This is a genomic window from Streptomyces sp. NBC_01450 (assembly GCF_036227505.1).
Taxonomy (GTDB): domain Bacteria; phylum Actinomycetota; class Actinomycetes; order Streptomycetales; family Streptomycetaceae; genus Streptomyces.
In genome coordinates this window covers 3,763,534-3,786,865 of sequence record NZ_CP109480.1, presented here as the reverse complement: position 1 = coordinate 3,786,865, position 23,332 = coordinate 3,763,534, and the positions used below count along the sequence as shown (strand labels likewise).

Sequence of the window (23,332 nt, the reverse complement as noted above, 5' to 3'; positions counted from 1 at the left end):
CCGCTCTCCCGCTGCCTCGTCTCTTCGCACGATCCGTAACTCAGCCCGCCGGTTCACCGGACGGGCGGACCGACGAAAGAGAGCGATTCATGCGCCGAACTGTCCTCAGCACCATGGCACTCGCGTGCACCGCCGTGCTGGCGAGCACGGTGCCCGCGTTCGCCTCCGGGGCGAGCCCGGTACCGACGACGGTCCGTCCGACCGCCACCCCCGCCCCGTCCCAGGCGCCGACCGCCACCGCCGCCCCGAGCGCCGCCCCGAGCGCGGTGCCGAGCACCCGTCCGGGCTCCGGCACCCCGTCCCCGGTTCCGAGCGCCGGCCTGCCGACCCGGGCGCCGTCCCCGGGCCAGGTCTCCGTCGTACCGAAGGGAGCTCCCGACACCGGTGTGGCGCCGACGGCGTCGAAGTCCGGAGGCCAGGGCGGACTGATCGGCGGGAGTGCCGCTGCGGTGTTCGCCGTGGGCGGCGCGGCGGTCTTCGTCGTACGTCGCCGGCGGGCGACCGGGGAATGACCTCGCTCTCCAGGCGCGCCTTCGTCACCGCGGCGATGGCCTCACTGCTCGTGAGCTGCGGCGGCCACGGGACCGACTCGGCCGCACCCGGACACCCCAGCGGCACGCCGGTGCCTTCGCGGACCTCCGCGAAGGCCGCGCACGCCCTCGGGCGTTCGGTCCCGGTCGGGTTGCGGATCCCGGCCATCGGGGTCGACACCCCGGTCATGCGGCTGGGGCTGGCCGCGGACGGCAGCGTGCAGGTGCCCCCGATCACGGCGCACGACCGGGCGGGCTGGTACCGGCACTCGCCGACGCCGGGACAGACCGGCCCGTCGGTGATCCTCGGTCATGTCACGGTCGGCTCCTACGGGGACGGGGTGTTCCGGAACCTCGCACGGCTGCACCGGGGCGACCGGATCGTGGCGCGCCTGGAGAACGGCAGGACGGCGGAGTTCACGGTCGACGCCGTACGGACGGTCGCCAAGGCGGACTTCCCGGCGGACGAGGTCTACGGGGACGTGGACCGGCCGGAGCTGCGGCTCATCACATGCGGCGGCGCCCGTACCGGTGACGGATACCCCGACAACGTGATCGTCTTCGCCACGCTGAGCTCCGCGAGCCCCTGACCCACCACCGCCCCCGGATCGCGGGGGATCCCGGGCCGCTGGAACGTACGCCGGCGGCCCGGACTCCTCACCCACGAGTGCGGTACAAGACTCACGAGTGGCATCCATCCGGGCACCCGAGTGGTGTCCGAGCACCCCCACGACCATGGAGAGCGTTGAAACGGTCCCGCGAGAAGGCCGCGTCCGAGCTGTTCGCCGCCCTCTATCCGCGCCTCGCCGGCTGGTGCCGCCGTCTCGTCGACGACGACGAGACGGCCCACGAGATCGCCTCCGAGGCGTTCACCCGGCTCTGGGCCCGCTGGACCTCCGTGGCGGAGCCCCGAGGCTTCCTCTACGTCACCGCCGCCAACCTCGTCCGGGACCACTGGCGCAAGCTGGAGCGCGAACGCAGAGCCGTACACCGTGCCACCGCAGAGGTCGCCGTCCGCCCGCACACCGAACAGTCCGACCCGTCCGTACGCCTGCTCGTGCAGTCGCTGCCGGAACGACTGCGCGTCCCGATCCTCCTGCACTACTACGCTGACATGCCGATCCGGGAGGTGTCCGTGCTGACCGGACGCAAGGAAGGAACCATCAAGGCCGACCTCCACGCGGCCCGCGAACTGCTCCGCGCCCACCTGAGGAGAAGCCTTGATCACACACTCTGACGAGGGCTCGGACTTCGAACCCGACGACCCGCTCGCCGTCATCCTGCGGCCCGCCTCCGACTACCTCGGCCCGCCCGCCGGTCGCTACGAGGCGATCCGTCGCGGTGCGGTCCGCCGCCGGCTGCTGCGCACCGCGGTAGGGGTCGGGTCGGTGTGCGCCGTCGCCGTCCTCGTCGCGCTGCCGGTCCGCCTGTCGACGTCCCAGGCGCCCACGTCCCCGACGGTCCCGCTCGCCCCGCCCTCCGAGGGCAGCCCGTCGGCCGTGCCCCCCACCCCGCAGGCGTCCCCCGAGTCCGTCAGCCCCAGTCCCACCCCGGGGAGACGGACGGCCGTTCCCACCCAGACGGCTCGGACGACCGGCCGCGCCACGACCCGCCCGGCCGTCCCCACCCCGGCGCCGTCCTCGACACCGACCACGCCCGTCGCCGAGCCGTCGATCGCGCCGAGCGGATCTCCACCCCAGTGACCGAGTGAACGACCGAGTGATCGACCGACGGATCGTCACTGCGTTGACTAATCAATGGAGTGTCGATACGGGGTGTTAATTTGGGGAAATGGCTCTGCGCAACGCGGTGATGGCCGCGCTTCTGGAGGGCGAGGCGTCCGGATACGACCTCGCGAAGGGGTTCGAGGCCTCCGTCGCCAACTTCTGGATGGCCACCCCCCAGCAGATCTACCGCGAGCTGGAGCGCATGGAGGGCGAAGGGCTCGTCCGCGCCCGCGTCGTGCAGCAGGAACGCCGTCCCAACAAGCGGCTCTTCTCGCTCACCGAGGCCGGACTCGACGCGATGCGCGCCTACACGGCCGAAGTCCCCAGCAAGCCGACGGCGATCCGGGACGAGCTGCTGGTCAAGGTGCAGTGCGTCGACATCGGCGACGCCGAGGCCGTACGGGCCGGGGTCGCCGAGCGCGTGGAACGGGCCGGAGCCAAGCTGGCCCGCTACCGGCGCGCGCAGGAACGCATGCTGGCCGGGCGCACCGAGGAGGAGTACCTCGCCACCGTCGAACGCGTGGGCCCCTACCTCACCCTGCTCGGCGGCATGACCCTGGAACAGGGGAACATCCAGTGGGGGGAGACGGTCCTGAGGAGGCTCGACCAGCGGGCCGAGGCCCTCGGCGCCAGGGCTCGCGGCTGAGGCTCCCGGTACCCCGCGGCCGCCCCGCGCGAAGTCAGCGGCCCGGGTCGTAGGCGAGTTGCTTGACCAGGCGCAGGGTCAGGGCGGTCTCGACGGCCCGGACACCGTCGAGGGCGCCGATCTTCTCGCTCAGATACGTGTACAGCTCCGCGCTGTTGCGGTAGACGGTCGCGGCGACGATGTTGGCCTGGCCGGTGGTCGCCGCGGCGAAACGCACCTCGGGATGCGCGGCGAGGGCCCGCCCGACGTCGGCGAGCGCGGCCGGCGCCACGGTGAGCCACAGCATGGCCTCCACGTCGTGGCCGAGGGGCTCCTGGTCGAACTGGACGTCGAAATAGAGCACCCCGGTGGCCCGCATACGCTCCAGACGCCGCTTGACCACGGACTCGGTCTGGCCGGTGGCCGCCTGGAGTTCGGTGAGGGTGGCACGCCCGTCCCGGACGAGCACGGCCAGCAGCGCCTCGTCGGCCGCCTCCAGCGTGACGGGTTCGGTGACCGGCTCGACCGGCGGTGGGCGTAGGGTCGCCCGCTGGTCGGGGGCGAGCCCGTCGGCCTTGTTGAGCCAGTCCAGCCGGCCGCCGTAGAAGGAGTGCAGCACACAGTGGGCGCTGACCGACACGACTCGGGGGGTGCGCTGCAACCGGTCGAAGAGCAGCTCGTCCCGGGCCTGCCGGCTGCGCGGTTTCATCGTGCACAGCACCTCGGTGCCTCCGGAGATCAGCGACACGTACGCGGTGTCGGAGCGCCGGGCGAGCGCGCCCGCCAGTTGCTCGGCCACGTCCGGGGTGCAGCGCAGCCGGACGATCCAGTTGGTGCGTCCGAGCAGGCTCTCGTCGACCACGCCGAGCACCCGCAGGCGTGCCGTGGTGCGCAACCGCCGCATGCGCCGGGCGACGGTCTGGTCGGAGACCCCGAGCACCTCGGCGATCCGGGTGAGCGGGGCCCGTCCGTCGATCTGCAGACACTGCAGCAGTTTCAGGTCGAGCGGGTCGAGCGCGCGGGACGGCATCGGCTCCGCCTCCTCCCGCTCCATGTGGACTCCCGAGGTCAATGATCGTGCACGACGGCGAGGCCCGGGACCCGCATGGTCCCGGGCCCGTAAGGGCGCCCGCTCCGTCCCCACGAAAGGACGCCCCTGGTGCCGGGGTCAGCCGCGCTGCCCCAGCCGGGGCTCCGCCGCCCCGGTCTCCTGAAGCGCCGCCGGGGCGGCGCCGGATCCGGCCACCGGGCCGGTGGCCGGCCGCCGCGGACTGCGCAGCAGTACGGCACCGACCGCCGCGGCGACCAGGGTCAGCACCGCGGCGATGATCAGGCACAGGTGGAGGCCGTCGAGGAAGGCCTCGGACAGGGCGCCCAGGGCGCGGCCCCGGTCGGCGCCCAGGTTCATGCCCGCGACCGCGCCCAGGCCGCCCGCGTCCACCGCGGAAGTGACGCTCCGTACCGTCGCGGCGGGCAGGCCGACGTCGGTGAGGTGGCCCGGCAGGGTGTGCACGGCCTTGGTGGACAGCACGGCGCCGAGGACGGCCGGGCCGAGCGCGCCGCCGACCTGGCGGAAGGCGCTGTTCCCGGCGGCCGCCATACCGGCCTGACGGAACGGTACGGAGGCGACGGCCGCGGCCGTCATGGGCGTGATGACGAAGCCCAGGCCGAGGCCCAGCAGGGCGAGCCGCCAGGCCAGCGAACCGAACGACGTTCCGGCGTCGATGGACGTCAGCGACAGCAGCGAGGCAGCGGTCACCAGCAGCCCGCCGGTGATCAGGACGCGCGGCGACACCTTGTGCATCAGCCGTCCGGCCGGTACCCCGACGAGGATGCACATCAGCGTGACCATCAGCATCCGGGCCGCCGCCTCCAGGGTGCTGAGCTGTTGCACCATGCCGAAGTAGAGGCTGAGGGCGAAGAAGAAGCCGATCAGGCCCAGGAAGCTGATCATGGCGACGAGCGTCGTGGCGGTGAAGGCGGGGCTGCGGAACAGCGTCAGGTCCAGCATCGGGCTGTCACTGCGCCGCTCCGCCAGGACGAACGCGACGGCCGCGACCGCCGCCGCCACCAGGGCCACGATCACCTTCACCTCGGTGAAGGAGCCGGCGCCGCCCTCGATGACGCCGTAGACCAGCGCGGTGATCGCCACCGCGGCGGTGATCTGGCCGGGCCAGTCCAGGCGCCGTGAGCCGGGGGCGCGCGAGTCGGTCACCAGCCGGGCCGCGACGGCCATCGCGAGGAGCGAGGCGGGTATGGGCAGCAGATAGATCCAGCGCCAGGAGAAGTGCTCCAGGATCAGTCCCGCGATCACGGGGCCGACGGCCAGGGCTCCCAACAGGGCCGTGGCCCACAGCCCGACGAACTTGCCGCGCTCGCGGTGGTCGGGCACGGCGTGGCTGATCAGCGCCAGCGTCGTGGGCAGCAGGGCGGCCGCGCCCAGACCGGCGAAGGCCTGGCCGACCCAGAGGACCTCGACCGACCGCGCGCACAGCGCGATCGCCGCTCCCACCGCGCTGAACGCGAGGCCCGCCTGGAAGACCTTCTTGCGGCCGTGGACATCGCCGAAGACACCGGCGGTCAGGATCAGCGCGGCCATGGGCAGCACGAACGCGTCCGAGACCCACGACAGTTGGGCGGTCGACGTGTTCAGCGCCCGCTGGATGGCAGGCAGACTCACCGAGACGGTGGTCACCGGCAGATACGCGACGAACACGCCCACGCAGGCCATGACAAGCGTGGCCGCCCGCCGTTCCCGCGGCTCGTGCGCCGTTGTCGTGACGTTCACGGAACTCCCTCTCCCCCTGCGGCGCACCGCACCGCGATCGCTCGATACGGCGCTCACCTTCGGGGCCGCCTGCGGGCCGGGGCCAGCCAGGGCGGGGGAAAACCTGGAAATTCGACATTCCGGACCCGGTTTCCCGGGATTTCCGTGATTGTTGTCAGGAGGTGTGAGGCCGCCGACCTGGCGACCCGCACGGCGGATAGGTTCGCGGGTATGACGACGACATCGCAAGAAGCCTTCCTGCGGGCCTTCCACGCCGAGCGGCCGGCGGTGACGGTGGACGCGTTCGCCGGTGGCCGTGCGCCGGACGGCCGGTCCAGCTACGAGATCTTGTGCGACCGGGTCGCCGGACACGGTCGGGTGCTGGATCTCGGCTGCGGCGACGGCCTGTTGCTCGAACTGCTCGCCCGGACCGGGGGACGGCGGCCGGCCGGGGTGGACCTTTCCCCGGAGGCGCTGGCGCTGGCGCGACGCCGACCGCTGCCCGCCGGGACGACGCTGTCGGAGAGCCGGGCCCAGGACCTTCCCTTCGCCGACGACACCTTCGACGCCTGCGTCTCCCACATGGCCCTGATGCTGATGGGGGAGGTGGAACAGGTCGCCGCGGAAGTGGCCCGGGTGTTGCGCCCCGGGGGCATGCTGGCCTGCGTGATCGGCGGCGGCGCCGTGGGCGGTGAGGCGTACGAACTGTTCATCGGGCTGTTGCGGTCCGCGATCGAGACGGCCCCCGCCGAGCAGCGCATCCCCGCCCTCGGGGACCGCAGGACCCGCAGCCGTGCGGGGCTCGACAGCGTCCTCGCGCCGGTGGGATTCGCTCCGGTCGACTGGGAGACCGTCCCCATCGACCTGAGCGGACCGGTGGAGCAGGTGTGGGACGCCCTGTCGGGTGTCTATGACATCGGCCCGCTCGACCCGGCCACCGTGGAGTCCCTGCGCGCGGCTTTCCTCACCGGGGCGAAGAATCTCACGGCGCCGAACGGGGTCGTCCCGTGCGGGATGAACGTGCATCTCGTGACGGCCCGTCTGACGGCGGATGTGACGGCGGATGTGACGGCGAGTCCGCGGTGACGGGCAAAAAACTGTTATCGCGGACGGCGTCCCTCCGTCTCCTGTGTGTCGGGACCCGACGAACGGCTGTGATCTGCGGCATAGCGCGCGGACAGGCTCGCCGGGGTGGGGGATCCTGCACTCCCGCCCGTGTGTTGCCAAGCGCCACGGGCGGTCACCGTGACACCGGAAGGGACGTACGTGGACGGGCGGCAGTGGCGCTCCACCATCGCGGCCGCGCAGGCCGGTGACCGGCGCGCGCTCGACGAACTCGTCGAGGGCTGGCTCCCCCTCGTCTACAACATCGTCGGCCGCGCCCTGAACGGCCACGCGGACGTCGACGACGTCGTGCAGGAGACCATGCTGCGCGCCGTCGACAACCTCGGCTCGCTGCGTGACCCGGACAGCTTCCGGTCGTGGCTGGTCGCCATCGCGATGCGGCAGATACGGGAGCGCTCGCGCCGCCGGACGGTCGAGCCACTGGCCGACGGTGCCGGCGAACAGGCCGCCGACTTCGCCGAACTGACCGTGTTGCGGCTCCAGTTGGAGGGGCAGCGGCGCGAGGTCGCGGAGGCGGTGCGCTGGCTCGACGACGAGGACCGCCAGTTGCTCTCGCTGTGGTGGCTGGAGGTCGCGGGCGAACTCACCCGGCGCGAGCTGGCGGCGGCGGTCGGGATCAGCAGGCAGCACGCGGCGGTGCGGGTGCAGCGGATGAAACAGCGGCTGGAGACCGCGCGGGACATCGTGCGGGCGCTCGACGGCCACCATCCCGGCGCGGGCAACTCCCCGTGCCCCGCCCTGCGGTTGGTGACAGCCCGCTGGGGCGGACGGCCCGACTCGGTGTGGCGCAAGCGGCTGGCCCGGCACATCCGGGGCTGCGCGTACTGTTCGGGCGCCCGCGAGGCCGTCGTACCGGCCGAGCGCCTCCTCGTCGGGATCGCCCTCGTCCCGCTGCCGGTCGGCTTCACGCTGTCGCTCGCGCTCGGCGGCAAGACGGCGGTCGCCGCCACCTCCGTCGGCTGGTCCGCCAAGATCCTCGGTCTGCTCACCAAGCCCGCCGTCGCCGTCACGGCGGGTGCCACCCTCGCGGCGGGCGGCCTGTACGTCGTCACCCGGACGCCCGCCGATCCGCCCCCGGCCCTCGCCTCGCCCACGGCGGCGAGCACCGCCCGCCCACCGTCGGGACGTACGGGCGAGCCGTCCCCCTCCCCGACCCCGACCGGGTCACCGTCCCCCTCCGCCTCCTTGTCGCCCTCACCGTCGCCCTCGAAGACCCGCGCCCAGCTGTACGGCACCGTCGTCGACGCCGTCGACAGCGCGCCCGCCGCGAGCGCGCTTCCGGTGGCGCTGCCCCGGCGCGCCGAGAAGGGCGTCACCGCCACCGGCGCGCCCGCCACCGGCCTCACCCACCGCGGCGAGACGGTCACCCTCAGCGGCCAGGGCTACTTCCGGGTCCGCTGGCAGGTCCTGCCTCAGCAACGTCCCGGCGCCCTGCTCATGCCGACCTGGACCGGGCTGAGCGGCAAGCTCTTCCACGTCGCCTCGGGCGGCGGTCATCGCATGGACGACGTCCAGCCCGGCTCGACGGACGGCACGACATGGATGGGCGGCCCGTCCGTGGGCTACGCCGTCCTGCCGTCCGGCACCCAACAGATGTGGCAGAACGAGTACTTCTGGATCGACGGCACCGTCACCCTCCACCAGAACGAGGGCCCCGCCGACTACAACCTCTTCGTCCAGACCTCGACCTGGGACAAGGTGACCGAGGACGTCACCACCGGTCCGGCCCAGGGCGCGGTCCGCTACGGCCTCGTCCGCGACAACGGCAAGGACACATCCCCGGTGCCGCAGTACCTGACCCGCTCGACCCCCACCGACCCGGCGACGGTGAGCCGGAGCTCGCGGGTCTCCTCGTGACTCCTCCACATCCATTCGAACCGGCCGCGTCGACTCAGGCCTTGCGCAGTGCGCACAGCGCGTCGATGCGGTTCGTCGTGATCGAATCCACCCCCATGTCGAGCAGCCGGCGCATGGAACGGCGGGTGTCGGGCGTCCACACGGAGAGCAGGTGGCCGCCGCGGTGGACGCGGGCCGTCAGGGCGCGGTCGACCAGGCTGAAGCGGTAGTTGAGCCAGCGCGGCCGTACGGCTTCGAGAAGGGCCGGGCGCGGCGGTGCGATGCTCGTCCAGGTCAGCGCGATCTCGGCGGCGGGGTCGGCGGCGCGCACCGCCAGCATGGCCGGGGCACCCGCGCAGTAGTACACCCGGTCCTGGGCCCCGCACTCGCGGACGACATCGACGATCCGGCGTACGGCGGCGCCGTCGGGCTCACCCGGCAGATCGACCAGGATCCGGCTGTCCTTGGTCGCCTCGATGGCCTCCGCGAGCGTCGGCACCCCGCCGTCCGTGAGTCCGTGCACCTCGTCCGAGGAGAGCGACGTGAGCGGCCGCTCCAGCTCCCACAGCCGTTTCAGCGTCTCGTCGTGCAGCAGTACGGGCACCTTGTCGCGGGTCAGCCGTACGTCGATCTCGACCGCGTCCGCGCCCAGTTGGAGCGCGGAACGCAGCGAGTCGAGGGTGTTCTCGCGGACGCGATAGGGGGCGCCGCGGTGGGCCACGGCAGTCACGGTGCGCATGGGCCCATTGTGCTGGTCGCTCAGGGAGCGAGCCACGCCGAGGCGTAGGTGTCGATCTCCTCGGCGAGGCGCGTCTTGCCGGCCGGGTCGAGGAAGGACGCCTCCACCGCGTTCTTGGCGAGCGCGGCGAGGCCGAGTTCGTCGAGGTCGAGGAGGCGGGCGGCGACCGCGTACTCGTTGTTGAGGTCGGTGCCGAACATCGGCGGGTCGTCGGAGTTGATGGTGACGAGGACCCCGGCCCGGGTGAACTCCTTTATGGGGTGCTCCTCGAGGGTGCGGACCGCGCGGGTGGCGATGTTGGAGGTCGGGCAGACCTCCAGCGCGATGCGGTGCTCGGCGAGGTGGGCGAGCAGCTTCGGGTCCTGCGCGGAGCTGGTGCCGTGCCCGATGCGCTCGGCGCGCAGCTCGTTCAGCGAGTCCCACACGGTCCCCGGCCCGGTCGTCTCACCCGCGTGCGGCACCGAGCGCAGTCCGGCCGCGATCGCCTGGTCGAAGTACGGCTTGAACTGCGGCCGCGGTACGCCGATCTCGGGCCCGCCGAGCCCGAAGGAGACCAGCCCCTCCGGTCGCAGCCGGTCGTCGGTCGCGAGCCGCAGGGTCTCCTCGGCCGCCTCGAGCCCCGCCTCGCCGGGAATGTCGAAGCACCAGCGCAGGACGACCCCGAACTCGGCCTCCGCCGCCTTGCGGGCGTCCTCGATGGCGTCCATGAAGGCGCGCTCGTCGATGCCGCGGCGGGTGGAGGACCACGGGGTGATGGTCAGCTCGGCGTAACGGACCTGCTGCCGGGCCATGTCCCGCGCGACCTCGTACGTCAGCAGCCGCACGTCCTCGGGGGTGCGGATGAGGTCGACGACGGACAGATAGACCTGGATGAAGTGGGCGAAATCCGTGAACGTGAAGTAGTCCGCGAGGGCCTCGGGGTCCGTCGGCACCTGGGAGTCGGGGTGGCGGGCGGCGAGGGTGGAGACGATGCGGGGGGAGGCGGATCCGACGTGGTGCACGTGCAGTTCGGCCTTGGGCAGTCCGGCGATGAAGGCGTGCAGGTCGCGGACGCCCTCGCGGGTGCTGAGCTGGTCGGTCAAGGGTTCCTCCCCAAAGCGGCGTCCCCGGAAGGTGGTGGAGGGGACGCGGGTGATCGGCTGATCGGTGACTCGGGGATCATCGTAGGCCGCCGCTCACGGGGCGCGGCCGCGGGCCGTAGCATGACGGCAGGTACAGACAGGGGAGGGGACCTCACACATGTCCGACGACGCGCAGGCGCCGCAGAACGCCGCCGCGAACCCGTGGGCGTCCCCGGACCCGTCGGCTCCGCCGCCGACGCAGATCGACATGCCGTCGGCCACCGGTCCCGAGGACGCGATACCCGGCGGTGACCCCCAGCCGGGTTCCCCGTCCAAGGACCCCCAGGACAACGGCGCCGCCGGAGCGAGCCCCGAGCCGAACCTCTGGGCCCCGCCCGCGGACCAGGCACCCTCCCGCGCGCCCGGTGCTCCCACACCCCCCTCGGTGCACAACCAGCCGACGGTCGTCGCCCTCCCCGGAACGGGCACCCCGAGCCACCCCCAGCCGCACCCTCATCCCCAGTCCCCGCCGCAGTCCTGGGACAACCCCTTCGCGTCCCCCGCCGCCGGGCCCCCGCCCCACCCCGTTCCCGGAGAGCCGGTTCCCCCGCCGCCCATCGCCCCCGAGGGCCCCGGCCAGGTCTCGTACGGATATGGATACGGCTACCCGGCCTACCCCGCGCCGGGAGCCGCCTACCCGGGCGCGCCCGGCTACGGCTGGCCGATGATGCCTCCGGCGCCGAGCAACGGCATGGGCACCGCCGGACTGGTGCTCGGCATCATCTCGGCCGTCGTGTTCTGTCTGTGGCCGGTGGCCATCATCCTGGGCATCCTCGCGGTGACCTTCGGCGTGCTGGGGCGCCGCAAGGCGCGCCACGGCGAGGCGAACAACCCCGGGCAGGCGCTGGCCGGGATCATCTGCGGAGCGGTCGGCATCGCGCTCGGCATCGCGATGATCGTGGTCTTCTTCGCCCTCCCGGACGACAGCGGCGACAGCGACCCGTTCAGCGGGGACGACGGCTACTCCACCTCACTCGTCGTGCCGCACCTCGGCTAGGGCCTGTCCGGCGGATCATGCCGCAGACGCGGGGCTTGGCACGCCCATCTGCGGCGTTGTCGTCGGTTGCCTACGCTCCGCGTCGACGCCCTCCTCCGCCTTGCAGCTGCACGCACCAAGCCCCGCTCACCTACGCTTATGAGAGACCGCCGCTTCTCTCCGACTTGATCCGCCGGACAGGCCCTAGGTCCTTCTGTTGGAGGCGTTCGCGCGCCTCCATCAAGGCGAATCCCAGCAGGTTCAGCCCGCGCCACCGCTCGGGATTCGCCGTCCGCTCGTCGTCCGCCGCGAGCCCGATGCCCCACACCCGGTCCATGGGGCTGGCCTCGACCAGTACTCGCGCGCGCGTGCCCAGCAGGAACGCCCGCAGCTCGGGATGGGCGGCGAACTTGTGCACGCTGCCCTCGACGACGATCCCGAAGCGCTCCCGCTGCCAGGTCGCCTCGTCGAAGCCGCGCACGAGCCGCCCCGCCTTCTTGGCGAGTGCGGGGCTGGACGCCTCGATCGCGCGCCGCTCCGCCTCCGCGTCCCCGAAGAGCCGTGCCTTGCCCGCCATCATCCAGTGCTCCGCGGTCGCGTAGGAGACACCGTCCACCACGAACGGCGACGGCCACCACTGGCTCAGGCAGCTCGCGCTCACCTGGCCGTCCGGTCGCGGGCGGTGCCCCCAGAAGTGCAGGTACTTGACTCTCGCCCCCGAGCGGACCGCGCTGACCAGCGCTTCCCAAGAATCGATCTTCGCCATGCACGCCACTGTGGCACGCACCACTGACATTCCGTCCCGCCTTTTCCATGGGGACTCGACACCTGGTCGACAGATTCCGTCGCGTAACCAAAAGGCAACAACGGAATCACTTGTTGGAGTCCCTTGGCTCTGTCAGGATCGGCACTCAAATCGAGCTGGAGCTACGCCCACCCCCGCGTCACCGGGGAGAACGGCGGAGGAGAGCGACATGCACAATCCGGGCCATCGCTTCCAGGCGCAGGACCGTTTCGCGGACGGCGCGCAGTACATCGCGGGCCGGCTGACCAAGGGCACTTCGGGCCGTACGCACGCGGTCGTCGACCCCGCCACCGGCGACGAGGTCTACACGTACGAGCTGGCGAGCACCGTCGACGTCGACGCGGCCGTCGCCGCCGCCCGTGAGGCGTTCCCCGGCTGGGCGGGCGCCACCCCCGGCGAGCGCTCCGACGCCCTGCACCGCTTCTCCGCCGTACTCGCCGACCGCGCCGAGGAGTTCGCCCGGGCGGAGTCGCTCCAGTGCGGAAAGCCCCTCAAGCTGACCCGTGAGTTCGACGTGCCCGGCACCATCGACAACACCGCCTTCTTCGCGGGTGCGGCCCGGCATCTGCAGGGGCAGTCCGCGGGCGAGTACTCCGGCGACCACACCTCGTACGTACGCCGCGAGCCCATCGGCGTCGTCGGCTCCATCGCGCCCTGGAACTACCCCCTCCAGATGGCGGCTTGGAAGATCCTCCCGGCGATCGCCGCGGGCAACACGATCGTGCTGAAGCCCGCCGAACTGACCCCGCTGACCTCGCTCCTCTTCGCCATGGCCGCCACCGAGGCGGGCATCCCGGACGGCGTGATCAACATCGTGACGGGGGCGGGCAAGGACGCCGGCGAGCACCTCGTCGGCCACCCCGACGTGGCGATGACCTCCTTCACCGGGTCCACCGCGGTCGGCAAGCGCGTCGCCGAGATCGCCACCTCGACCGTCAAGCGGCTCCACCTGGAGCTGGGCGGCAAGGCCCCCTTCGTGGTCTTCGACGACGCGGACCTGGACGCGGCCGTGAACGGCGCGGTGGCCGGCTCGCTCATCAACACCGGGCAGGACTGCACGGCCGCCACGCGCGCGTACGTGCAAAGGCCCCTCTACGAAGAGTTCGTGTCCAGGACGGCCGCCCTGATGGCGAGCGTCCGCCTCGGCGACCCGTTCGCGTCAGGAACCGACCTCGGCCCGCTGATCTCGCACGCCCAGCGCGACCGCGTCGCCGGATTCGTCGACCGGGCCCGCGGCTACGCGCGCGTGGTGACGGGCGGAGAGATCCCCGAGGAGCTCAAGGACGGCGCGTACTACCGGCCCACGCTCGTCGCCGACGCTCCTCAGGACAGCGAGATCGTGCAGTCCGAGATCTTCGGTCCCGTCCTGGTGGTGCTCCCCTTCGACAGCGACGACGAGGGAATCCGGCTCGCCAACGACACTCCGTACGGCCTCGCCGCCTCCGCGTGGAGCCGGGACGTGTACAGGGCGAACCGTGCGACCCGGGAGATCAAGGCGGGCTGTGTGTGGGTCAACGACCACATTCCGATCATCAGCGAGATGCCCCACGGCGGCTACAAGGCGTCCGGCTTCGGCAAGGACATGTCGGCGTACTCGTTCGAGGAGTACACCCAGATCAAGCACGTCATGTTCGACAACACCGCGGTCGCCAGGAAGGACTGGCACCGCACGATCTTCGGGGACCGGCCCTAGCGGGTGTTTGAGAAGTCCCGCACAGCACCCGCGGCGCCCGGCACGCACCCTCGCCGCACCGGCCAAAGACCCTGGTAGCTCCGCTACGAGAGCCTTCGTCCGGCACGCCGAGGGCACGCACCGAACACCGCAGGCACCGCACTGGACTTCTCAAACACCCCCTAGTCGATCCGGAGTCGGCCGCGCGTCGACTTCCGACTATCGCCGAGTGGCAGACCAGGCCGCCAGACCACGGCCGCGACCCTTCCGAAAGGGCATCACGAGCATGGAGCAGTACGAGCCCGACCGCCTCTCCCCGGCCCAACTGGCCGCCATGCGGCGCAGCTTCAGGAACGGCAGGGCGGCCCTCAGCCGCCGCTCGCTGCTGCGCGCCTCCGCGGGCGGCGCGCTCGCCGTCGGCGGGCTGGGTGCACTGAGCGGCTGCGGAATCCCGGCGGCGGGCAAGACCCAGGGCGGCGTCTCCGCCGAGGACCACTCGGCCAAGGAGAAGACGATCAACTTCTCCAACTGGACCGAGTACATGGACGTCGACGACAGCGGGAAGCACCACCCGACGCTCGACGCGTTCACCAAGCGCACCGGCATCTCGGTCAAGTACACCGAGGACATCAACGACAACGTCGAGTTCTTCGGCAAGATCAAGCCGCAGCTCGCCGCGGGCCAGGACACCGGGCGCGACCTGATCGTGGTCACCGACTGGCTGGCCGCCCGGCTGATCCGCTTCGGCTGGGTGCAGAAGCTGAACGCCTCCAACCTCCCGCACGCGTACCTCAACCTGTCCGCCCAGTTCCGCAGCCCCGACTGGGACCCCGGACGCGCCTACTCCTATCCCTGGCAGGGCATCTCGACCGTCATCGCCTTCAACAAGAAGGCGCTGAACGGCATCGAGGTGAAGTCGGTCTCCGACCTGCTCGACAATCCCAAGCTCAAGGGGCGTGTCGGCTTCCTCTCGGAGATGCGCGACAGCATGGGCATGACGCTGCTCGACATGGGCAAGGACCCGGCGAAGTTCACCGACGACGACTTCGACGCGGCGATCGCCCGACTCCAGAAGGCCGTCGACAAAGGCCAGATACGCCGCTTCACCGGCAACGACTACACGTCCGACCTCACCAAGGGCGACCTCGCGGCCTGTGTCGCCTGGGCGGGCGACGTCGTCCAGCTCAAGGCGGACAGCCCGGACGTCGACTTCATCATCCCGGACAGCGGCTATCTGACGTCCACGGACAACATGCTGATCCCCAACAAGGCCCGTCACAAGACGAACGCCGAACGGCTCATGGACTACTACTACGAGCCCGGTCCGGCCGCACAGCTCGCCGCGTACATCAACTACGTCTGTCCCGTCGACGGGGTCAAGGACGAGCTCGCGAAGCTCGACAAGTCGGCGGCGGACAACCCGCTGATCATCCCCGACAAGGCCATGGCCGCGAAGTCCCACGCCTTCCGCTCGCTGACGCAGAAGGAAGAGACGGCCTACGAAGAGAAGTTCGCCAAGCTCACAGGGGCGTAACGCCTCCGGCGGCTGAGCGGTTGCGGTGGTCCGGGCCGCCAGGGCGGTTGCCCGGCGCCCCAGGAGACGCGTGCCGGCTCCGCCGCGCGGCCCCCGACCGGCGGCGACCGCAACCCGCCCCGGACACCCCTACGACCCCGACATCCAGGGACCACACCATGACGACAGACAACGGCGGCGACGTCCGCCTCTCCGGGATCAGCAAGACGTACGGCTCCTTCACGGCCGTCCACCCGCTCGACCTGACCGTCCCCCAGGGCTCCTTCTTCGCCCTCCTCGGGGCGTCGGGCTGCGGCAAGACCACCACCCTGCGGATGATCGCGGGCCTGGAGGAACCTTCCTCCGGCACCGTCTTCCTCGGCGACCAGGAAGTGACCCACCTGCCGCCGTACAAGCGGCCGGTGAACACCGTCTTCCAGTCCTACGCCCTCTTCCCGCACCTCGACATCTTCGAGAACGTCGCCTTCGGCCTGCGCCGACGGGGCATCAAGTCGGTGAAGAAGCAGGTCGAGGACATGCTGGAGCTCGTCCAGCTCGGCGAGCAGGCCCGCAAGAAGCCGCACCAGCTCTCCGGCGGCCAGCAGCAGCGCGTCGCCGTGGCCCGCGCCCTCATCAACCACCCCAAGGTGCTGCTCCTCGACGAGCCGCTCGGCGCCCTCGACCTCAAGCTGCGCCGCCAGATGCAGCTGGAGCTCAAGCGCATCCAGACCGAGGTCGGCATCACCTTCGTACACGTCACGCACGACCAGGAGGAGGCCATGACGATGGCCGACACGGTCGCCGTGATGAACGCGGGCCGCGTCGAGCAACTCGGCGCCCCCGCCGACCTCTACGAGAACCCGCAGACCACGTTCGTCGCCAACTTCCTCGGCACCTCGAACCTCATCGAGGCCGCCGTCGACAGCAAGAACGGCGAGGACATCGTCCTGGCGGCGGGCGGCGGCAAGCTGGTCCTGCCGCAGGCGCGCTGTTCGGCGCCCACGACGGCCGGCGGCAAGGTCCTGGTCGGGGTCCGCCCCGAGAAGGTCTCCCTCACCCATGCCGACGACGCGGGCGAGATACCGGACGGCCGCAACCGGATCACCGGCAAGATCGCCGACTCCAGCTTCATCGGTGTCTCCACGCAGTACGTCATCGACAGCGCGGTCTGCCCCGAGTTCGAGGTCTACGCCCAGAACATCGACCGCGACGCCCGGCTCACCCCCGGCGCCGAGGTGGTCCTGCACTGGAACCCGGCGCACACCTTCGGCCTGGACGCCGCCCAGGACATCGACGCGGGCGTCGAGACCGTCGAGGAGGAGGCCGCCTGATGGCCAGCGTCACCGAGGCGCCACCCCTCGCGCCGCAGTCCACCGAGAAACCGCCCAAGAAGCGCGGCCGCCTCGTCCCGTACTGGCTGCTCCTGCCCGGCATCCTGTGGCTGCTGGTCTTCTTCGCGCTGCCGATGGTCTACCAGGCCTCCACGTCCGTGCAGACGGGCTCCCTGGAGGAGGGCTTCAAGGTCACCTGGCACTTCCAGACGTACTGGAACGCGCTGGCCGACTACTGGCCCCAGTTCCTGCGCTCGGTGCTGTACGCGGGCGCCGCGACGATCCTGTGCCTGCTGCTCGGCTACCCGCTGGCGTATCTGATCGCCTTCCGCGCGGGCCGCTGGCGCAATGTCGTGCTGATCCTGGTCATCGCGCCGTTCTTCACCAGCTTCCTGATCCGCACGCTCGCCTGGAAGACGATCCTCGCGGACGGCGGCCCGGTCGTCGGCGCCCTCAACACCCTGCACGTCCTGGACGTCACCAACTGGCTCGGCTTCACCTCCGGCGACCGTGTCCTGGCCACACCGCTCGCGGTGGTCTGCGGCCTCACGTACAACTTCCTGCCCTTCATGATCCTGCCGCTCTACACCTCGCTGGAGCGCATCGACGGACGCCTCCACGAGGCGGCGGGCGACCTGTACGCGAAGCCGTTCACGACCTTCCGCAAGGTCACCTTCCCGCTGTCGATGCCCGGCGTCGTCTCCGGCACGCTGCTGACCTTCATCCCGGCCAGCGGTGACTACGTGAACGCCGATCTGCTCGGCTCCACGGACACCCGGATGGTCGGCAACGTCATCCAGACGCAGTTCCTGCGGATCCTCGACTATCCGACGGCCGCCGCGCTCTCCTTCATTCTCATGGCCGCGATCCTCATCATGGTCACCCTCTACATCCGCAAGTCCGGGACGGAGGATCTGGTCTAAATGGCCTTCGTACGCTGGTTCAAGCGGAATCTCGTCGTCATCGGGGGACTGCTGACGCTGGGATATCTGCTGCTGCCCAATGTCGTCGTCACGGTGTTCTCCTTCAACAAACCGAAGGGGCGCTTCAACTACGAGTGGCAGCAGTTCTCCCTGGACGCCTGGCGCGATCCGTGCGGCGTCGCCGACATGTGCGGCTCGCTCTCGATCAGCCTCCAGATCGCCGTCTGGGCGACCATCGGGGCCACGATCCTCGGCACGATGATCGCCTTCGCGCTGGTCCGCTACCGCTTCCGGGCGCGCGGCGCGGTGAACTCGCTGATCTTCCTGCCGATGGCGATGCCCGAGGTCGTCATGGCGGCCTCACTGCTCACCCTCTTCCTCAACCTGGGTGCTCAGCTGGGCTTCTGGACGATCCTGATCGCGCACATCATGTTCTGCCTCAGCTTCGTCGTGACGGCCGTCAAGGCACGCGTGATGTCGATGGACCCGCGCCTGGAGCAGGCGGCACAGGACCTCTACGCCGGCCCGGTGCAGACGTTCCTGCGCGTCACCCTGCCCATCGCGGCCCCCGGCATCGCGGCGGGCGCGCTGCTCGCCTTCGCGCTCTCCTTCGACGACTTCATCATCACCAACTTCAACGCGGGTTCGACCGTCACCTTCCCCATGTTCGTGTGGGGTTCGGCGCAGCGCGGGACACCCGTCCAGATCAATGTCATCGGTACGGCCATGTTCATCGTCGCCGTACTGTTCGTCCTGGCCGGAATGGTCGTCAGCAACCGCCGCAGCAAGCAAAAGGCATAGTAAAAGGCATCGCGGAAGGCATAACCCACAAGAAGACTCGGTGGGTAATTCAGCTGTAGGGAGTTGAAATCATGGCCCCAAGCGCCATGACCCGTTGGACCACGTCTCTTTCCGAAGCCCAGCCGGTTCCGTACTGGCTGGACGACCCCGGCAAGCCCCACCCCGAGCCGGCCCTCACCGGCGCCGAGACCTGCGATCTGCTCGTCGTCGGCGGTGGCTACAGCGGACTGTGGACCGCGCTGATCGCCAAGGAGCGCGACCCGCAGCGTGAGGTGGTGCTCCTGGAGGGCCGCGAGGTGGGCTGGGCCGCCTCGGGCCGCAACGGCGGTTTCTGCGCCGCGTCCCTGACCCACGGCCTGGCCAACGGACTCACCCGCTGGCCGGACGAGATCAAGAAGCTGGAGGAGCTGGGCGCCCGCAACCTCGACGAGATCGAGGCGGCCGTCGCCCGCTACTCCCTCGACTGCGACTTCGAGCGCTCCGGCGAGATCGACGTCGCCACCGAGCCGCACCAGGCGGCCGAACTCCGTGAGTGGCACGAGGAGCTGCGGGAGAGGGGCCTCGCCGACGGCGTCGAGTTCCTGGACGCCGACGCGGTCCGCGAACAGGTCGACTCGCCGACCTTCCTCGCGGGCCTGCACGACCGCCGCGGCGTCGCCATGCTCCACCCCGCCAAACTCGCCTGGGGCCTCAAGCGCGCCTGTCTGCGGCTCGGGGTACGGGTGTACGAGCACACGCCCGCGCTCGCCCTGAAGGCGTACGGCGCCGGCATGGCCGTACGCACCCCGTACGGTTCGGTGCGCGCCCGCAAGGTGGCCCTCGCCACCAACATCTTCCCCAACCTGGTCAAGCGGGTACGCGCGTACACCGTGCCGGTCTACGACTACGCGCTGATGACCGAACCCCTGACCGCCGACCAGCTGGCGTCCGTCGGCTGGAAGAACCGCCAGGGCCTCGGGGACTCGGCGAACCAGTTCCACTACTTCCGGCTCTCCGCCGACAACCGCATCCTGTGGGGCGGTTACGACGCGATCTACCCGTACGGCGGCCGGGTGCGCGCCGAGTACGACGACCGCCCGGAGACCTACGCGAAGCTCGCCGGGCACTTCTTCACCTGCTTCCCGCAGCTGGAGGGCGTCCGCTTCACCCACGCCTGGGGCGGTGCGATCGACACCTGCTCGCGTTTCTCGGCCTTCTTCGGCACGGCGCACCACGGAAAGGTCGCGTACGCGGCCGGGTACACGGGTCTGGGGGTGGGCGCGACCCGGTTCGGCGCGGACGTGATGCTCGACCTGCTGGCGGGGGAGCGCACCGAGCGCACGGAACTGGAGATGGTCCGCAAGAAGCCCCTGCCCTTCCCGCCCGAGCCCTTCGCCTGGACCGGCATCGCGCTCACCAAGTGGTCGCTGGCGCGGGCCGACGCGCACGGCGGACGGCGCAACCTCTGGCTGAAGACGATGGACAGGCTGGGGCTGGGCTTCGACAGCTGAGCCGCCCCGCCGGGGCGTGCGCCGCGCTGAGTGATCTGCAGGCGTACGCCCAGCTCATCCACCGTGATCCGGCTCACCACCAACGCCTGGCCGAACCCGCGTAATGCCCGGACCGAACCTCCCTCTCTCCCGTGACGCGACCAGCGTCGATCCGAGGAGACATGGGAGGTTCCGCCATGACAGGGGCCAAGGCGGCGGTCGAGTGGCTGGCATCCGTGGAACCGGATCCGGAGGCCTGCCGCGGGGAATGGGAGCGCAATCCACGGGCGGTCGCGCTGTTGCCGGCCGGCAGACTCTGGGACGTACTGATCCTGCCGGGTGAGCTCGGCTATCCCACGCTCGACGTGCTGACCCGAGTGATAGACCGACTCGGCCCGGTGCTCGTCGACTTCGGCGACGCCCGGATGCGTTTCTTCGTGCCGCCCGGCACCGCGGCGCGATGGCTCGGCACGGGGGTGCGCACGGCGGGGCGCGGTACGTGGATCGTGGTGCCGTACCCGGGACGGACCACCGGCGGGGTCCGCTGGCTGATCCCGCCGGACGGCTCCGGCACGCTCCTCGATCCGGCGCTGCTGGAACTCGCCATGCACGAGGCGGCGGCGGGCATCGCGGGGCACTAGTGGTGCGGGGACGGACCCCGGTGACAGTCAGAGGTCTTGACAACAGGATTGGTCTGGACCAAATTGGGCGCGCTCCACCCTCCTGAATTCCCCCATGCCCGGAGGCAGTTGTGGATCGCACCGTACGCACCAGACCGTCCACGCGGCACAGGCTGCTCGCCGTGTGTACGGCCACCGTGCTGGCCGTACCCGGCCTCGTCGCCCTCTCGTCGGCCGCCCGTGCGGCCGACGCGGACCTGGTCGAAAACGGCGGGTTCGAGGCGGGGCTCGACGGCTGGACCTGCACGGCGGGCGCCGCCGTCACATCACCGGTACGGAGCGGCAGTTCGGCGTTGCGGGCGACCCCGGCCGGCAGTGACTACGCGCAGTGCTCCCAGACGGTGACCGTCAAACCCGACTCCCAGTACACCCTCGCCGGATACGTCCGGGGCAGCTATGTCTACCTCGGCGCGAGCGGCACCGGCACCACCGACGTCTCCACCTGGACCCAGTCCGCCCCCGACTGGCAGCAGCTCACCACCACCTTCCGCACCGGCCCGTCCACCACCAAGGTCACCCTCTACACCCACGGTTGGTACGGCACCGGCGCGTACTACGCCGACGACGTCTCCCTCGTCGGCCCCGGCGTCGACCAGGGGCAGCCCCCGGCCGCGCCCACCGGCCTGGCCGTCGGCACGGTCACGTCCTCGACCGTCGCCCTCTCCTGGTCGCCGGTCACCGGCGCGACGGGCTACGCCGTCTACCGCGACGGGGTGAGAGTCCAGACGTCGACCGGCACGTCCACCACCGTGAGCGGCCTCGCGCCCTCGACCGCGTACGCCTTCCAGGTCGCCGCGGTGAACGACGCGGGGGAGTCGGCCAAGTCGGCGACGGTCACGGCGACGACGTCCACGGGATCCGGAGGCTCCACCGGGCACGCCCTCGTCGGCTACCTCCACGCGAGCTTCGCCAACGGCTCCGGCTACACCCGCATGGCCGACGTCCCCGACAGCTGGGACATCATCGACCTGGCCTTCGGCGAACCGACCTCCACCACCTCCGGCGACATCCGCTTCACCCGCTGCCCGGTCACCGAGTGTCCGAGCGTCGAGAACGACGCCGACTTCAAGGCCGCGATCAAGGCCAAGCAGGCCGCGGGCAAGAAGGTGCTCATCTCGATCGGCGGCCAGAACGGCCAGGTGCAGTTGACGACGACGGCCGCCCGCGACACCTTCGTGTCCTCCGTCTCGAAGATCATCGACAACTACGGCCTGGACGGCCTGGACATCGACTTCGAGGGCCACTCGCTCTCCCTGGACGCGAGCGACACCAACTTCAAGAGCCCGACCACACCGGTGATCGTGAACCTGATCTCGGCCCTGAAGACCCTGAAGGCCAAGTACGGGTCCAAGTTCGTCCTGACGATGGCCCCGGAGACGTTCTTCGTCCAGCTCGGCTACCAGTACTACGGCACCGGCAAGTGGGGCGGCCAGGACCCGCGGGCCGGCGCCTACCTCCCCGTCATCTACGCCCTGCGCGACGACCTGACCCTTCTGCACGTCCAGGACTACAACTCCGGGCCGATCATGGGCCTCGACAACCAGTACCACTCCATGGGCGGCGCCGACTTCCACGTCGCGATGACCGACATGCTGCTGACCGGCTTCCCGGTCGCGGGCGACGCGAACAACGTCTTCCCGCCGCTGCGCCCCGACCAGGTGGCGATCGGCATGCCGGCGTCGACGAACGCGGGCAACGGTTACGTGACGCCGTCCGAGGTCACCAAGACCCTGGACTGCCTGACCAGGAAGACCAACTGCGGCTCGTACGCCACGCACGGCACCTGGCCGGGACTGCGTGGCCTGATGACGTGGTCGATCAACTGGGACCGCTACGGGAGCTGGGAGTTCCAGCGGACCTTCGACGGCTATTTCGGCTGAGGAGGAGCCACAGCGAGCGCAGCAGCACCGCGCACAGGCACCAGCCGGCCGCCACGTCCAGCGGCCAGTGGTAGCCCCGCCGGATCAGGCCGAAGGCGACGCCGAGATTCAGGGCGAGACAGGCGACAAGCAGAGCGCGGCGGGCCCCGGTGCTCCGCAGCCACGGCATCAGCACCAGGGCCGCACCGCCGTACGCGATGACGGCGGTGGCGGTGTGGCCCGAGGGATAGAAGCCCGTGCCCGGGCCCATGACCGGTGGGCCGGGCCGGGCGACCAGTTCTTTCAAAGGCACGATCAATGCCGGTACGACCGCCATCAGGGCCGCCGCCGCGAGGGACGGCAGCCACCAGCGGTCCCGCCCGGCCGCGCGGGCCCGCCACGCCACGTACCCGAGCACGACGGCCAGGACCGGCACCGCGACGGCCACATTGCCCAGGTCGGCGAGGATTTCGGAGGCCCGGTCGGGGTGGACGAGCGTGCGGCTGAGGCGTTCGTCCGCGCGGGCGAGGGGGCCGTGGGCCGCGACCTGCCAGGTGATCAGCGCGAAGACAAGGGCCGGAAGGCCGAGGAAGGCGAGACGTCCGAGGAGGAAGGTCGGCCGCCCCGGAACAGGGGGGGTAGTTCCGAGGCGGCCGTCCGGATCGGGTCGTCGCGCGCCCCGGGGGGTTTGGGGCGGGCGACTGTCCGATCGGTGAGGAGATCCGGAGCCGGAAGCTCCGGGTGTGTGCGCGAGGGCACGACCAGGGCGAAGCTGGGGAGGCCTCGACCCGGTGTCACCCACAGTCCCCTGTGGGCGGGGTGTATCTCTCATC

22 protein-coding genes are annotated in these 23,332 nt (G+C 70.9%); 16 read left to right on the top strand and 6 right to left on the bottom strand.

Annotation, left to right across the window (positions count from 1 at the left end):
- Positions 1–89 precede the first annotated feature (89 nt).
- From OG568_RS16820 to OG568_RS16800, 5 genes are all read left to right on the top strand, one after another.
- Entirely contained in the window at positions 90–512 is a 423-nt protein-coding gene (locus tag OG568_RS16820; RefSeq protein ID WP_329532180.1) for a sortase-dependent protein, read from the top strand.
- Positions 509–1,120, top strand: a complete 612-nt coding sequence (locus OG568_RS16815) for a class F sortase (protein WP_266430797.1) — start codon at positions 509–511, stop codon at positions 1,118–1,120. The genes OG568_RS16820 and OG568_RS16815 overlap by 4 nt, the downstream gene beginning before the upstream one ends.
- Positions 1,121–1,275: 155 nt before the next feature.
- A complete protein-coding gene (locus tag OG568_RS16810) occupies positions 1,276–1,767 on the top strand; it encodes an RNA polymerase sigma factor (protein WP_329532179.1) in 492 nt (163 codons plus the stop codon).
- Positions 1,751–2,233 (top strand): hypothetical protein, encoded by a 483-nt coding sequence (locus OG568_RS16805; protein WP_329532178.1) that lies wholly within the window; start codon positions 1,751–1,753, stop codon positions 2,231–2,233. The genes OG568_RS16810 and OG568_RS16805 overlap by 17 nt, the downstream gene beginning before the upstream one ends.
- Before the next feature lie 88 nt (positions 2,234–2,321).
- Positions 2,322–2,903: a PadR family transcriptional regulator gene (locus tag OG568_RS16800; protein ID WP_266629142.1), complete on the top strand. Its 582-nt coding sequence runs from the start codon at positions 2,322–2,324 to the stop codon at positions 2,901–2,903.
- A 34-nt stretch (positions 2,904–2,937) separates the two neighbouring features.
- On the opposite strand, the gene OG568_RS16795 is transcribed toward OG568_RS16800, so the two are convergent.
- Both OG568_RS16795 and OG568_RS16790 read right to left on the bottom strand, forming a co-directional pair.
- Positions 2,938–3,936 carry an Lrp/AsnC family transcriptional regulator gene (locus tag OG568_RS16795; protein ID WP_266586239.1) on the bottom strand — a complete coding sequence of 333 codons (999 nt, stop codon included), beginning with the start codon at positions 3,934–3,936 and terminating at the stop codon, positions 2,938–2,940.
- 114 nt (positions 3,937–4,050) lie between these two features.
- On the bottom strand, positions 4,051–5,670 hold the full coding sequence (locus OG568_RS16790) for an MFS transporter (RefSeq protein ID WP_329532177.1): 1,620 nt from the start codon (positions 5,668–5,670) through the stop codon (positions 4,051–4,053).
- A gap of 210 nt (positions 5,671–5,880) precedes the next feature.
- Here OG568_RS16790 and OG568_RS16785 point away from each other — a divergent pair, with 210 nt between their 5' ends.
- Entirely contained in the window at positions 5,881–6,735 is an 855-nt protein-coding gene (locus OG568_RS16785; protein WP_329532176.1) for a class I SAM-dependent methyltransferase, read from the top strand.
- A gap of 159 nt (positions 6,736–6,894) precedes the next feature.
- Positions 6,895–8,631: a sigma-70 family RNA polymerase sigma factor gene (locus OG568_RS16780; protein ID WP_329532175.1), complete on the top strand. Its 1,737-nt coding sequence runs from the start codon at positions 6,895–6,897 to the stop codon at positions 8,629–8,631.
- 34 nt (positions 8,632–8,665) lie between these two features.
- Here OG568_RS16780 and OG568_RS16775 read toward each other — a convergent pair whose 3' ends face one another.
- Positions 8,666–9,349, bottom strand: coding sequence for a glycerophosphodiester phosphodiesterase (locus OG568_RS16775; protein ID WP_329532174.1), 684 nt, complete (start codon positions 9,347–9,349; stop codon positions 8,666–8,668).
- Between the two features lie 20 nt (positions 9,350–9,369).
- Entirely contained in the window at positions 9,370–10,485 is a 1,116-nt protein-coding gene (locus OG568_RS16770; RefSeq protein WP_329536372.1) for an adenosine deaminase, read from the bottom strand.
- Positions 10,486–10,588: 103 nt separating this feature from the next.
- Between OG568_RS16770 and OG568_RS16765 the strand changes: the two genes are divergently transcribed.
- Positions 10,589–11,467, top strand: coding sequence for a DUF4190 domain-containing protein (locus OG568_RS16765; protein WP_329532173.1), 879 nt, complete (start codon positions 10,589–10,591; stop codon positions 11,465–11,467).
- A gap of 136 nt (positions 11,468–11,603) precedes the next feature.
- Here OG568_RS16765 and OG568_RS16760 read toward each other — a convergent pair whose 3' ends face one another.
- Entirely contained in the window at positions 11,604–12,242 is a 639-nt protein-coding gene (locus OG568_RS16760; RefSeq protein ID WP_329532172.1) for an NADAR family protein, read from the bottom strand.
- 178 nt (positions 12,243–12,420) lie between these two features.
- On the opposite strand from OG568_RS16760, the gene OG568_RS16755 reads away from it, so the two are divergent.
- The 8 genes from OG568_RS16755 (at position 12,421) to OG568_RS16720 (ending at position 22,520) form a co-directional block, all read left to right on the top strand.
- Positions 12,421–13,944: a gamma-aminobutyraldehyde dehydrogenase gene (locus OG568_RS16755; protein ID WP_329532171.1), complete on the top strand. Its 1,524-nt coding sequence runs from the start codon at positions 12,421–12,423 to the stop codon at positions 13,942–13,944.
- A 265-nt stretch (positions 13,945–14,209) separates the two neighbouring features.
- Positions 14,210–15,457 carry a polyamine ABC transporter substrate-binding protein gene (locus tag OG568_RS16750; RefSeq protein WP_266586255.1) on the top strand — a complete coding sequence of 416 codons (1,248 nt, stop codon included), beginning with the start codon at positions 14,210–14,212 and terminating at the stop codon, positions 15,455–15,457.
- A gap of 158 nt (positions 15,458–15,615) precedes the next feature.
- Positions 15,616–16,767, top strand: a complete 1,152-nt coding sequence (locus tag OG568_RS16745) for an ABC transporter ATP-binding protein (RefSeq protein ID WP_329532170.1) — start codon at positions 15,616–15,618, stop codon at positions 16,765–16,767.
- Positions 16,767–17,690, top strand: coding sequence for an ABC transporter permease (locus tag OG568_RS16740; protein ID WP_329532169.1), 924 nt, complete (start codon positions 16,767–16,769; stop codon positions 17,688–17,690). The genes OG568_RS16745 and OG568_RS16740 overlap by 1 nt, the downstream gene beginning before the upstream one ends.
- Entirely contained in the window at positions 17,691–18,491 is an 801-nt protein-coding gene (locus OG568_RS16735) for an ABC transporter permease (protein WP_266430772.1), read from the top strand. It abuts the gene before it with no gap.
- Between the two features lie 71 nt (positions 18,492–18,562).
- Positions 18,563–19,981 carry an NAD(P)/FAD-dependent oxidoreductase gene (locus tag OG568_RS16730; RefSeq protein ID WP_329532168.1) on the top strand — a complete coding sequence of 473 codons (1,419 nt, stop codon included), beginning with the start codon at positions 18,563–18,565 and terminating at the stop codon, positions 19,979–19,981.
- 176 nt (positions 19,982–20,157) lie between these two features.
- Positions 20,158–20,601 carry a hypothetical protein gene (locus OG568_RS16725; protein ID WP_329532167.1) on the top strand — a complete coding sequence of 148 codons (444 nt, stop codon included), beginning with the start codon at positions 20,158–20,160 and terminating at the stop codon, positions 20,599–20,601.
- Between the two features lie 110 nt (positions 20,602–20,711).
- Entirely contained in the window at positions 20,712–22,520 is a 1,809-nt protein-coding gene (locus tag OG568_RS16720) for a chitinase (RefSeq protein ID WP_329532166.1), read from the top strand.
- Here the strand turns inward: OG568_RS16720 and OG568_RS16715 are convergent.
- Entirely contained in the window at positions 22,459–23,301 is an 843-nt protein-coding gene (locus tag OG568_RS16715) for a phosphatase PAP2 family protein (RefSeq protein ID WP_329532165.1), read from the bottom strand. The genes OG568_RS16720 and OG568_RS16715 overlap by 62 nt on opposite strands.
- Between the last annotated feature and the right edge of the window lie 31 nt (positions 23,302–23,332).